This window comes from Pyxidicoccus sp. M15 (assembly GCF_056858435.1).
In genome coordinates, this window is sequence record NZ_CM166495.1 from 5,415,280 (window position 1) to 5,427,634 (window position 12,355).

The window sequence follows — 12,355 nt, forward strand, 5'->3', positions numbered from 1 at the left end:
GTTTCGGATCCGCTATGGACCGCTCTGGAGACGATGAGCCGTGAGATGGGCGTGGACCGCGACGTCCTGCTCAACCAGGCCATCTTCTCGCTGGCTCGACAGTTCGGCTTCATCACGCCGACGCAGGTCAGTCTGCTGGATGGGGCTACGGCTGCATCTGCTCCGGCCGCGCAGCCGGTGGAGAAGCCGCGCGAGGAGCGCCCTCGCGTGGACGTGGCGGAGCCCCGCCGCGACCTCGCGGAGGACGCCGACACCGGGGGCCCGCCCACGGTGCTCGCAATGGGGGGTGGGGCCGCGAGTGAGGCTCCGGACGCAGCGGAGCCGACCGACGAGAAGCCTGCTTCTCAGAGCCCCCAGGTGGACGTGGCGGCTCTTCGGCAGGGCGTCGTGGCGCGCATGCGCGACATCATCGCGGACGTCGATCGCCTGGTTGAGCCCTTGGACGAGCGGCTCCGCACCGAGGCTGAAGAGTCGGACGATGAGGAGGCTTCGGACGACGAGGCGGCTTCGGATGATGACGCGGACGATGACGACGCGGACGACGAAGCGGCTTCGGACGACGACGCGGACGACGACGACGCGGACGACGAAAAGGCTTCTGACGAGGAAGAAGCTTCGGACGACGAGAAGGCTTCGGACGACGAAGACGCCTCGGACGACGAAGACGCCTCGGACGACGAAGACGCCTCGGACGACGAAGACGCCTCGGACGACGAAGACGCCTCGGACGACGAGAACGAGGCCGACGATGCGCGCCCGGCTGCCGCAAGGGGCGTGGCCGCCGCAAGCGGGGCAATGGCGCCAACGCCGAAGTCGCCCGCTCCCGTGGAGACCACCATCATCGTCCCGACGACGTCAGGTGTGCCGCTCCACATCCGGCTCGACGAAAGCGAGCCGGTGCGGGTCTCCCGCGAGCGCTTCATCATCGGCCGTGGGGCACACTGCGACCTGGTGGTGAAGTCCGCGCGCGTCTCCCGCGAGCACGCCGCGGTACTGAAAGAGGGCGCGGAGTACTTCATCGAAGACCTCACGTCGTCGAACGGCACGTGGTTCGACAACACCCGCATCAGCCGCCGCCTCGTCTCGGACGGGGACGAGTACCTGCTCGGCGGAATCCGGGTGACCTTCACCCTCGGGTGAAGGCCGTGTGGAGCACCCGGCCTCGCGCCGGGTGCCCGCGTGTGGAGCACCCGGCCGTCGGGCGTGACGCCGGCTTCAGTGCGCCGGGGCCGCGGGAGCGGTCGCCCCGTCGGCCCGGAGCGTCTGCTTCGCCATGCCCGACATGCTCTCCGCCAGCCCCTGGACGGAGCGGGTGGCCTCCTGGGTCTCCTGCACCGTCTTCAGCGTGCGCTGCATCTGTCCGGACAGCTCCTGGATGGCCGTGGCCATCTGGTGCGTGCCGGCGTCCTGCGCGCTGACGGCGGCGGAGATCTGCCGCACGCTGGAGCTGGTGTCCGCGATGAGCACGGCCAGCTGCTGGAACTGGGCGCTCGAGGTCCGCACGGCGTCGAGGCTCTGCCGGACGCGCTCGTCACCCTTCTCGCTGTTGCGCGCGGCCTCACGCATGCTGGTGCTCACGCCGTCGAGCACCTCGCGGATGCGGTGCGTGGCCCGGATGGACTGGTCCGCGAGGCCGCGCATCTCCCGCGCCACCACGCCGAAGCCCTTGCCGCTCTCACCGCTGCGCGCCGCTTCGATGGCGGCGTTGATGGCCAGCATGTTGGACTGGTCCGCCAGGTCCTTCACGGACTCCACGATGCTGGAGACCTCGCGCGTCTGGTCATCCAGCGCGAGGATGCGCCGCGCCATCTCGGACACCTCGGAGCGGATGGCCGCGAGGTCCGTCAGCGTGCGCTCCAGGGCCTCCATGCCCTCGCGTCCCACCTGCTCGGCGTTCTCGGACGCCTCCGCCAGCGCGCCGGCCTTCTCCGCCGTCATCTGCGAGCTGCGGCGGATCTCCTTCACCGTCTGCTCCGCCTCCTGCAGCGCGACGGCCTGCCGGCTGACGCCCTCCGTCTGCTGGTCGCTCGACGAGCGCAGCTGCTGCACCACGGTGGCCAGCTCACCGGCGCCACTGCCCATGCGCTCGGCCAGCGTCCGGACTTCCTGCTGGCGCTCCTCGAGCTGACGGGTGTGCGTCTCCAGCGCGCGGACCACCTCCATGGAGCGGCGCACCACCACCGCGATGAGCGACAGCGTCAGCGCGAGGTAACCCCAGTGCGAGACGTTGCCGAGCGACTTCTCCATCACCCCGAGCACCGGCAGCACGGTGACGATGAGCGCCACGACGAGGACGCACAAGCCGGAGACGAAGAGGCGGGCGTCGGGGTTGCCACGCCACGCCTCGAGCACCGCGACGCCGAAGCTCACCAGCAGCATCAGCAGCGCGACGGGCATGAACGGCACCAGCACCCGATGGCCGAGCCCCAGGTCGACGAGCGCCGCGAAGGCGCACACGGCGGAGACGACGGAGAAGACCACCGAGAGCTTGAAGAACCACCGCAGCCGGTTCTCGAGCAGCGCATCCGAGACGAAGGCCATCAGGCCGGCCGCCAGCAGGAAGATGCCCAGGAGCATGCCCCGCGTCGCGGCGACGGGCATCGCCCAGAGCGCCATGGGCAGGCCGCTCAATGCCAGCAGGATCGTGCCGCCGCTGGCGGAGAAGACGGCCAGCCCCGCGAGCATCCGCCGCCGCCAGTGCAATGCGAAGGCCCCGCCCGCCCCGATGGACACGGCGAGCAGGAGGACGCCCATGACGAAGGGCGCCTGGCCTTCGCGCGTGACGGTGGCGAGCAATTCATGGCGCGAGCCCACCTTCGCGTCCTGGGTCGCACCGATCTTGGGCGCGCTGGACTGGATGCGCAGCAGCACTTCCTTCCCGAGCACCTCGCGCGGCAGCGGCACCAGGTGCCAGGCGAGGTTCTCAGCGACTTCGCGGCCGGAGCGGCTCATCTTGCCGCTCGCATAGATGCGCCGGCCGTCCGCGTACACCTCGACGGCGCTGGACACCTCGCCCAGGAAGAGCGCGGGCTCGGCCCAGCCGCCGTCGGGCACCGGGATGCGCAGCCACAGGAACGTGTGGTCGCCACGGCCCGGGACTTCCGTCAGCGCCGGCGTCGGGCGCCATGCCTCCAGCGCGCCCGGGTCCTTCACCCAGGTGGGAACGCCATCCGCACCCATGGGCGAGTCGCCCCAGCGGAAGCGCCACCCTTCGACCACGGGGACGGGGCCGCCTGCCTCGGTGGCCTGGGCGACGGAAGGAAGGGCAAACACCAGGAACAGCGCGGCGCCCAGCGCGACGAAGTGCGCGAGCCGGCGAAACGAGCGGGGCGAATCCATTTTGTCCAATGCTCGACTCCCAGGGGTACTTCTGTAAATGGGTCTTCCCCGCCACCTGAGAATCTTGGGATAGGTTTGCATACATTCCCCCCCTCAGTCCCCAAAGCAGCCTTCCAATACCGTGTCGTTTTCCAGGATTTCCTGGACCTGGGAGGCACAATCCCGTGACGAGAGCACGGTATAGAAGTCTTCTTTGAGCGACGGAGCGAGGCGCACCGCGTCGAGCCACTCCTTGCGGGAGAAGGGGTCCGCGCGAATGCCTTTCCAGAAACCCGTGGCCTCCAGGACGGAAGCGACCCGCTCCGTTCCCTGGCCTTGCAGCCGGCTGACGATATAGGTCGCCACGCCCACCTGCAACCCGTGGAGTCGGGGGCGCGCCGACACCGCGTCGAGCGCATGGGACAGCAGGTGCTCACTGCCGCTCGCCGGACGCGACGAGCCGCTCACCTCCATGGCCACCCCGTTGAGCATGAGGGCCGTGGCCAGGAGGCGGACGCCCTCCAGGTCCTTCACGGGCCTCGCCATGAATTGGAAGACGGTGGCGTCCGAGAGCAGGGCCGCGAAGTCATTCACCGGCGTGCCCCGGGCATGGAATGCCCGCTTCCAGTCGGCGATGGCCGTCACCTTCGCGACGAGGTCGCCCACGCCGGACCACCACAAGGGCGCTGGCGCCTGGAGGCAGACGTCCGTGTCCACGACGACGCCCGAAGGCATCGCCGCGCGCAGCGAGCGCCGGTGGCCTCCCTGCGTGAGGCTCGACTGGGGGCTGCAGAAGCCGTCGTTCGACAGGGAGGTCGGCACCGCGAGGTACGGCAGGCCCGCGAGGAAGGCCACGTACTTGGCGACGTCCAGGGCCCGGCCACCGCCGAAGCCCACCAGGGCATTGCAGCCTGAGGGCAGGCCGGCGAACAGCGCGGTGGCCTGCTCGAAGCTCGCCTCGTCCACGTCCTCACGGCGCAGGACGGTGATGCCTTCGCGCGCGAGGCCCGCGCCCAGGCGCTGCTCCAGCGCGCCTTGCAGCCCGGCGCTCACCAGCAGGACGACGCGCCGGTAGCCGGCCCGGGCCAGGTAGACGCCGAGCCTGTCCAGCGCGCCGGGTTTGATGCGCACGAGCTCGGGGATGGAGAGGGGGGATGTGTGGGCGGGCATGGGGGCCCGCCGAGCATGGCACGCCGGCTACGAGCTGCACGAGAGCGCCGAGCACCCCGGCTTCGAGCGCGCCCAGTCCGGACGCTTCTCCGCGTAGTGCTCGCGCCCGGGCTGGTCCTCGAAGGGACGTCGCATCACGTCGAGCAGCGTGAGGACCTTGGAGTCGTCCCCCGCGTGCGCGGCGTCGATGGCCTCCTGGGCGAGCCAGTTGCGCAGGACGTACTTCGGATTCACCGCGTCCAGGCGCCGCGCCAGCTCCGCCGGGGGGGCGTCCTCGCGCCGCGTGCGGTGCCACCAGGCCGCGAGCCACTCCACGCCCTTCGCCACGTGCGCCTCGGGCACCTCGCCGTAGAACGTCTCGCGCACGACCGGAGGCAGACCCGTGGGCGCCTGGGGCATCGTCACGACGGAGGAGAGGGCGCGGAAGAAGCGCGTCATGTCCGTCTCCTCCTCCGCGAGCCACGCGAAGCACTGATTCACGAGCGTGACATCCGCCTCGTCCTTCAGGGAGGACAGCCCCAGCTTCGCGGCGAAGCGCTGCCCGGCCTCCGCCTCGAAGGTGCGCTGGTATTCGAGCAGGCCCGCTTCGATGACGGACTCGTCGTCCTCGAAGAGAGGGAACAGCGCCGCGCCCAGCCGCTGCACGTTCCACAGGCCGATGGCGGGCTGGTTGCCGAACCGGTAGCGGCGCTGCTCCGCGTCCGTGGTGTTGGGCGTCCAGCCAGGGTTGAAGTCGTCCACCCAGCCATAGGGGCCGTAGTCGATGGTGAGCCCGAGGATGGACATGTTGTCGGTGTTCATCACGCCGTGGACGAAGCCGACGGCCTGCCAGTGCGCGATGAGCCTCGCCGTGCGGCGTGCGACCTCTCCGTAGAAGGCCTCGTACGTCGCCTTCGACGGCGCGCCGAGCTCCGGGAAGAAGTGCGTCACCGTGTAGTCCGCCAGCTGCTTCAACAGCCCCACGTCTTCCCGGCTCGTGGGCAGCTCGAAGTTGCCGAAGCGCAGGAAGGTGGGGGCGACGCGGCAGACGATGGCGCCGGGCTCGGCCTCGGGGTTGCCGTCGTAGAACATGTCCCGGATGACGGAGTCACCGGTGGCCACCAGCGACAGCGCGCGGGTGGTGGGCACGCCCAGGTGGTGCATCGCCTCGCTGCAGAGGAACTCGCGGATGGACGAGCGGAGCACCGCGCGGCCGTCCGCGCGGCGGGAGTAGGGCGTGGGCCCCGCGCCCTTGAGCTGCAACTCCTGGCGCGTGCCGTCCGGCGTCAGCAGCTCACCGAGGACGATGGCGCGGCCATCCCCGAGCTGCCCGGCCCAGCGGCCGAACTGATGTCCGCCGTAGTTGGCGGCGTACGGCACCATGCCGGGCCAGAGCGCGTTGCCGGCGAGCACCTTCACCGCCTCGGGGGACTGGAGCGTGGCGTCGTCCAGTCCCAGCATCCGTGCCACCTCGGGCGACCAGGCAATCATCCGGGGCGCGGACACGGGCGTCGGCTCGACCCGGGACCAGAGCGCGCTGTGCACCTGCCTCGGGCGGCGGTCGCTGAGCGGGTCCCCGGGGGTGGATTCGACGAAGCGGGAGAGGAACTGGGGCATGTGTCTTGGATGCTGGAGCGGGCGGCGTGGTGCGTGGCGGGACGGCTCTAACACCGCCCATCCGCCGCTCGCACCCCCAACTGACAGGCGGCCTGGCGCCTGGACGGCGGCCCTGTGGCGCTCAGGGCGCGGCGCGCGCGGGGCCCAGCGCCCGTCCGGAGAGGGTGCTCGGATCCACCGCGAGCTGCTCGACGCGGAACTCCGGGAGCGCGCGGAACAGCAGCCACTCTCCGCTCTGCAGCGGCCCCTTCACCAGCTGCCCGGTGTCCAGGAGCTGCCGGCCGATGGGGCTCGCGGTGTCGCCGAGCGCCTGCTCGAAGCGGAGCCGCTCCAGTCGTCCATCGTCCAGCTTCACGTCGCCCTCCACGAGGACGCGGTCATCGCCGAGGAGGACGCGCGAGGCGCCCTCCACCCGTCCATAGGAGTTGTCCGCGAGGAGGAGCTCGAAGGTGTCGTCGCGCAGCAGCGAGGGGCAGTCACCGCTGGGCGTGTGCCCCACCACGAGCCGGTGGATGCCCGCGCGGGTGAGCGTCTGGATGAGCTCGGGGGAGGGCAGGCCGGGGTGGTTGAGCTCGTTGGCCATGCGCCCGTACACGACGCTGGCGGTGTTGATGCGCCTTCCCGGCGTGGGCGCCTGGTAGGCGATGACCGGCTCCCAGGCGGGCCTGCCGTCCGCGTCGAAGCGCTCCTCCGCGAAGGCCGCGAGCTGCTCGCGGTACCACGCGTTGAGGGCCTCGCCCCAGGCGTCCACGCCGTCCACGCGCTCCCGGGAGGGCACCATGCCGAGGCTGTCCTCGTGCAGGCCGCCGTGGAGGAAGAGCGTGTTGCCCACGCGGTGGGTGAGCTGGCAGGCGGTGAGGTACTCGCGCAGCGCGCCGCCGGGCCCGAGGTCCTCCAGGAAGCTGTCGACGACGTCCTCGTCGCTGACGGTGTCGCCGGAGCGGGTCAGCTCCGCCTTGCGGAACTCGAAGGCGCCGCGTGCGCCCATGGTGTTCTCGAAAATCCACCGCAGGAGCACGGGGCGGGGAGCGCTGCGCACCTCGGGAGGCGTCCGCGCGAGCGGGTGGCCACGCAGCTCGCGCACCAGCCGGAGCTTGTTGATGTCTCGGTTGCCCGCGAGCAGCACCACCTGGGACGGCTGCCGGCGCCGGGCCTCCAGGAGCGTGCGCACCACGCGCCGCCCGTCGGGGCCCCGGTCGATGGCGTCTCCGCCGAAGACGAACGTCACGCCCGGGCGCACCACCAGGCGGTCCCCGTCCTCCAGGGACACGAGCGGGTTGTCCTGACAGAAGCTGGTCAGCTTCTTCCAGAGACCCTCCACGTCGGTGAGGTAGGCGACGGAGGGGAAGGGCGTCGACATGCGCCACTTCTAACACCGCCCCCGGGCCGGACGGGGTGGGAAGTGCCGCCACCGGCGGACCCTGCCGCGTGGCCGCCCGGGGGCGGCAGGGCTTCCCGGCGGAGGGGCTGGCGGGCGGGCTCAGGGACTCGGCGCCTGCGTCTTGCGATAGCCGGGCAGGTTCTTCTGCCAGTCCGTCCCGTTGCAGAGCGAGTCGTGGAAGGGCGCCGCCTTCGAGATGCGCCCGGAGCGGCACTCCGCTTCGATGATGCGCTCCAGCAGGTGTCGCGCGTACGAGTCCTGCCCACGGATGTTGGGGTGCATGGCCCCACTCAGCCCGCCGGTGACGGTGAGGGAGTCCCGCACCGTGTTGACCCACCGGAGGTGCCCGGTGGCCAGGTTCAGGCCGGGAGCGCAGAAGCCGTGTTGGCGGAAGTCCTCGTCGATGCCGGTGACGAGCCGGGCGTCGAGCCGGGAGCGCATCGTCTCCAGCAGCGCCTTGAGCGGGTCCGCGACCCGCTGCTGGATGAGGGCCAGTTCCTCCTTCTTGACGTTGGTGATCCAGCTCACGAGCGATGGAGGAAACGAGATGGTGCCATTGCCCTTGCCTCCACATTCATTGACCACGTCGGAGTCCGTCTGCGCGAGCTTCTCGCTGAGGAGGTTCGTGGGGTTCGGGTACTCGGTCAGCAGCAGGGTGGTTCGGGAGGAGGAGATGCCCGCGTTGCTCAGGGCGCACTGCACCAGGGGCAGGATGGAGCGGACGGACTTCTCTCCCACCGGAACGTGCCGCTGGATGGTCTGCTTCAGCTTCGTTTCGTCGCTCACCGTCGCTTTCAGCACGACCGCGGCGAAGCCGATGTCGTTGCCTCCGCCGAGAGCGTCAGGATGTCCGGGGTGCGCCCCGCATCCTCCAGCGCGGCCTGGAGCGCCTCGATTTGCGGAGGGAGGGGGAACCGGTGCTTCCCGGGGTCAGCCCCCATGTAGGGCTGGAGGAAGCCCGTCTTCACCTCCGCCCCCGAGCAGGCGAAGGTCAGGTGGGTGACCGAGACATGGGGATTGAGCGTCGCGTACATGAGCGTCGCGAGCCCCGGCCCCGAGAAGAGGGAACGATGGCAGCGCTTGTCCATCCAGACAGCGGACTTGAACCATCGTGCCCGTGCGTCGGGCACTCCCTCTCCGGACGCATACGAGTCGCCCAGCGATGCGATGAGCACGTCCCGCTGCTGGACGGTCCCCTCCACGGAGGATGTGCCAGCGACCTGCCGCACCCGAACCGGCGTCTCGCCCTTTCCGACCTCGACCTCGTGGCCCTCACAGACGTCTGTCTTGACGGCTCCGGCGACGCTCCACTCACAGTCCCCCTGGAACGGCGCCGTCAGCCGCACCTTCCATGTGTCGACGGTGAGGTAGCCGGGGCGGTACCGCGCGGCGATGGGGTCCCACCAGGTGTCCAACATCTCCTGGTCGTGGAGCTGCACCATGACGGTCTCGTAGTACGACGCGTAGCGCGAGAAGAGCTCTCGCGTGCCACCGGGCTCCCTCACCAGCCGGAAGCGGTCCACGACCTCCCAGCGCAGCGTCCCTTCGGGCGCCGCTGCCTTGGCGAACAGCGCGGTGGTGAATTCATCATGGCCGGCGCTAGCGCCTGAGTGCCTGCACCCGACGGCCGCGAGGCCGCAGCCCAGCCACAACATCCAACTCCAAGCAGACCTGCGCATTTCGACTCCAGGGTTGAGAGGACGCCCGGACCTCGGGCCGAATCTGGGATGCGGAGTCAGGCGGGACCTCCGAACCTCGGTTGAATCCAGGTGGGCTCATTCGACTCCGCCGCTCAATTCCTCTCCTCGCCGTCTTGCTTGCACACCCCCGGAGTTCCCACCCATGCGCCATGCACGGCTTCTCGCCGTGCCCTCCTGGCCGGATTCCTCGAGGGGCGCTGAGTCCTCGACGGACCTTGCGCCAGCGGGTTTCAACAGTGACACGGTGACTTCTCCAGGGGGCTGCTAGGCTGCGCGCCCTCCTCGCTGCCCTGGAGATGCCTGTGACACGTTTCTCCGCTGTCTTCGCCGCGACGGGCCTCGCGCTCTGCGCGATGTCCCCTGCGTACGCCGCCGACCCGCCTCCCGAGTTCGGCTTCGACTGGGACGACCCGCGCACCGCGGTCCGTCCGGTGGAAAAGCCGCCGACGCCTTCGTGCACGGTGAAGATCGTCGACGAGAAGTTCGACGACTTCACGCCGTACACCAGCACCTTCACCCCGCCCGCGGGCTGCCCGGGGCCCTGGAACAAGGTGGTGCTGCGCATGGAGGGCAAGGTGCAGGGCGTGCAGTACGACCGGCTCGGGCACCTGGAGGTGGGCGGGGTCGCCATCTTCAAGACGTCCACGCCGGAGCCGTCCCGCGACGGCATCCAGTGGGTGGTGGAGAAGGACGTCACCGACTACGCGCCGCTGCTCTCGACGCCGCAGCCCGTGTGGATGCTGATTGGCAACGTGGTCAACGAGACCTACACCGGCGTGCTGGACGTGCAGGTGTACCTGACGTTCTACCCGGCGCAGGGCCGCTACAAGCCGGCGGACACGGCCAGCGACGTGCTGCCGCTGGCGAACGCGCACCGCGAGGGCAGTGCGCTCCTCGGTGAGGTGACGGTGCCGCGGAACACGGAGCGGCTCGTGGCGGAGGTGTATGCGACGGGCTCGGGCGGAGGCTGCGAGGAGTTCTGGTACATCACCGCTCCGACGGTGGTGCCGTACTCGTGCCCCGCGGATGACGGCCCGTACCGCGAGGTGCAGATTGAGGTGGACGGCAGGGTGGCTGGCATCGCCATGCCCTTCCCGCATGTGTACACGGGCGGCTGGTCCAACCCGTTCCTCTGGTACGTGCTGCCGGCGCCGCGCGCCTTCGACGTCCGCCCCATCCGCTATGACCTCACGCCCTTCGCCGGCCTGCTGACCGACGGCCTGCCGCACCAGATCAAGGTGTCCGTGCTGGGAGTCCCCGTGGGACGTCCCGGCTGGGACCTGCCGACGAGCGTGCTCGTCTGGCGCGCCCCGGGCAGCGCGCGCGTCACGGGTGGCTTGCTGACGCACGAGGTGGGTCCGGTGGCGAATGCTTCGGCGCACTCGGTGGTGGATGGCTGGAACCAGGTGGACACGCGGGGCAGCCATCGCCTGCGGGTCTCCGGCTATGTCCAGACCCCGAAGGGGAGGGTGGTGACCTCCGTGGAGCAGTCCGTCTCCAACTCGAGCATGCACCGCTGGGTGGGGGACCAGGAGAACCCGGATCAGCTCACGGCGTCGTGGAGCGACTCCAGCATCGTCATCGCCTACAGCCCTGGAGGGCTTCCGACGGTGAGCCGCTCCGAGAAGCGCTTCGTGCTCGATGGGATCGTCGGCATCAACCCCCAGAATCGGCTGAGCACGACCATCACCGTCAGCGACACGGAGGACGCGCGCACCCTGCGGGGGGCCTCCATGCAGGCGCACCGGAAGTTCACCGACGTCTACACCGGTGAAGCCGCGTACAACCTGGGTGTGCCGCGCGCGCAGCGCAACGCGGTGGGAACGTCCACCCACCGCTACCAGCTGACGGAGAACGGCGCCTGCTACGACCGTCGTATCTCCTCGAAGAACGGCTTCGTCACCGAGGACGTCCAGGGCTGCGACTGAGGATGCCCTTTCGGGGGCGTAGGCCGCGAGGCCTGCGATGAAGCTCCCTGGGTCTTGAGGTCTGCTCTGGACCTGGGGAGCTTCTGCCTGCATGCGCCCGGGTGACGGTGTGAGACTTGCAGCCGAGTTGCAACAGCGCACACAATCCGTCCTGGCCCGTCAAGGCGTTTCCCTCACGCGAGGAAGTGCACGGATGCGACACCCCCTTCAAGAAGTGGCGCTGGCAGTCTTGTTCACCACGAGCTGCGTCGTCCCGGATGATGCGGAGGTCCACGCAGACGCGGAAGCGGGGACGATTGAGCACGCCGCGGTCGCGACGAATCCACTCACGCTGCAGGACTGCTTCGACTACCTCCAGCAGCCGTTCGAACCCGGCTGCAACGAGCCGGTCGACGCTCAGAGTTGTAATAGGGACTGGGACGAGGACAACGACCCGAACAAGGACTATGCGTGCTTCGGGTTGTTCTCACAGCTCGCGACCTGCCAGAACTGCAACGTATTGAATATCAACGACTGGAGCCTCTGTAAGAACAAGCAGTACATGGATTGCTTCCTTGCTGGGCATCTCGACGATCACGGTCCGCTGTGCTTCGTGACGCCGCCCGAAGAGATCGAGTTCGCTCCAACAGACATCCGCGTGACGGCCCGCGAGGTCTGCTATTACTACTTTCAAACCGGAATCTTTCCGCCGCCGCGGTGTCCATCCTCAACCCAGTGCTGTGAGTGCACGGGCGGCACGGACTATCTCGGCAACCCTGTATCAGCGTCGTGCGGCCAGCGCGTCTGCGGCGCGGACTTCCAGTACTACAACTGCGTCCAGGGGAATTGGGTATCCACGGGCACCGGGTGTGGTGGCACATGCCAGTGCACGGGCGGCACGGACTACCTTGGCAACCCCGTGTCGGTGTCGTGCGGCCAGAGTGTCTGCGGCGCGGACTTCCAGAACTACAACTGCGTCGCGGGGAATTGGACGGCCACGGGCACGTCCTGCCCGTGAGTGAGAAGTCCTCCGGTTCCTTCACGTCCAGGTAGCGCGAATGCCCTGGGGAGCGGTCCCCGGGGCGTGGACTCGACGCGGCGGAGCAACGCCGAACGCCAGCTCCGCGACCGCAAGCTGGCGCTCTCCGAGGTGGTCGTTGCCACGGTGCGGCATGAACGCTAGCCAGGAGCAGCCATGTCGATTGGCCAACTCCGAAACGAGACACGCTCGCGGTTTTCTTGAGTTAAAGCTAGGGCATGCATTCATGCGCCTGGAGCGCATT

Annotated in this window: 9 protein-coding genes; 3 read left to right on the plus strand and 6 right to left on the minus strand. The window is 69.3% G+C overall.

Going from position 1 to position 12,355, the window contains the following annotated elements; all coding sequences use genetic code 11:
• Positions 1-45 precede the first annotated feature (45 nt).
• Complete coding sequence (locus ACX9TP_RS20535) at positions 46-1,140, plus strand: FHA domain-containing protein (RefSeq protein ID WP_482981411.1); 1,095 nt, start codon at positions 46-48, stop codon at positions 1,138-1,140.
• Positions 1,141-1,215: 75 nt separating this feature from the next.
• On the opposite strand, the gene ACX9TP_RS20540 is transcribed toward ACX9TP_RS20535, so the two are convergent.
• From ACX9TP_RS20540 to ACX9TP_RS20565, 6 genes are all read right to left on the minus strand, one after another.
• Positions 1,216-3,339: a methyl-accepting chemotaxis protein gene (locus tag ACX9TP_RS20540; protein ID WP_482981412.1), complete on the minus strand. Its 2,124-nt coding sequence runs from the start codon at positions 3,337-3,339 to the stop codon at positions 1,216-1,218.
• A 93-nt stretch (positions 3,340-3,432) separates the two neighbouring features.
• Positions 3,433-4,488: an iron-containing alcohol dehydrogenase family protein gene (locus ACX9TP_RS20545; RefSeq protein ID WP_482981413.1), complete on the minus strand. Its 1,056-nt coding sequence runs from the start codon at positions 4,486-4,488 to the stop codon at positions 3,433-3,435.
• Positions 4,489-4,515: 27 nt separating this feature from the next.
• Positions 4,516-6,084 carry a protein adenylyltransferase SelO gene (locus ACX9TP_RS20550; RefSeq protein WP_482981414.1) on the minus strand — a complete coding sequence of 523 codons (1,569 nt, stop codon included), beginning with the start codon at positions 6,082-6,084 and terminating at the stop codon, positions 4,516-4,518.
• Between the two features lie 121 nt (positions 6,085-6,205).
• On the minus strand, positions 6,206-7,444 hold the full coding sequence (locus ACX9TP_RS20555; RefSeq protein ID WP_482981415.1) for a hypothetical protein: 1,239 nt from the start codon (positions 7,442-7,444) through the stop codon (positions 6,206-6,208).
• A gap of 120 nt (positions 7,445-7,564) precedes the next feature.
• Positions 7,565-8,251, minus strand: a complete 687-nt coding sequence (locus ACX9TP_RS20560) for an SGNH/GDSL hydrolase family protein (protein WP_482981416.1) — start codon at positions 8,249-8,251, stop codon at positions 7,565-7,567.
• A gap of 8 nt (positions 8,252-8,259) precedes the next feature.
• Positions 8,260-9,144, minus strand: coding sequence for a hypothetical protein (locus tag ACX9TP_RS20565; protein WP_482981417.1), 885 nt, complete (start codon positions 9,142-9,144; stop codon positions 8,260-8,262).
• Positions 9,145-9,467: 323 nt separating this feature from the next.
• Here ACX9TP_RS20565 and ACX9TP_RS20570 point away from each other — a divergent pair, with 323 nt between their 5' ends.
• On the plus strand, positions 9,468-11,093 hold the full coding sequence (locus tag ACX9TP_RS20570) for a peptide-N4-asparagine amidase (RefSeq protein ID WP_482981418.1): 1,626 nt from the start codon (positions 9,468-9,470) through the stop codon (positions 11,091-11,093).
• A gap of 193 nt (positions 11,094-11,286) precedes the next feature.
• A complete protein-coding gene (locus tag ACX9TP_RS20575) occupies positions 11,287-12,090 on the plus strand; it encodes a hypothetical protein (RefSeq protein WP_482981419.1) in 804 nt (267 codons plus the stop codon).
• The last annotated feature ends 265 nt before the right edge of the window (positions 12,091-12,355 follow it).

Excerpts from the sequence above, each read along its gene's own strand:
- ACX9TP_RS20545 (WP_482981413.1), bottom strand. The coding sequence starts at position 4,488 with ATGCCCGCCCACACATCCCCCCTCTCCATCCCCGAGCTCGTGCGCATC.
- ACX9TP_RS20555 (WP_482981415.1), bottom strand. The coding sequence starts at position 7,444 with ATGTCGACGCCCTTCCCCTCCGTCGCCTACCTCACCGACGTGGAGGGT.
- ACX9TP_RS20575 (WP_482981419.1), top strand. The coding sequence starts at position 11,287 with ATGCGACACCCCCTTCAAGAAGTGGCGCTGGCAGTCTTGTTCACCACG.
- ACX9TP_RS20535 (WP_482981411.1), top strand. The coding sequence starts at position 46 with ATGGGCGTGGACCGCGACGTCCTGCTCAACCAGGCCATCTTCTCGCTG.
- ACX9TP_RS20550 (WP_482981414.1), bottom strand. The coding sequence starts at position 6,084 with ATGCCCCAGTTCCTCTCCCGCTTCGTCGAATCCACCCCCGGGGACCCG.
- ACX9TP_RS20540 (WP_482981412.1), bottom strand. The coding sequence starts at position 3,339 with ATGGATTCGCCCCGCTCGTTTCGCCGGCTCGCGCACTTCGTCGCGCTG.
- ACX9TP_RS20565 (WP_482981417.1), bottom strand. The coding sequence starts at position 9,144 with ATGCGCAGGTCTGCTTGGAGTTGGATGTTGTGGCTGGGCTGCGGCCTC.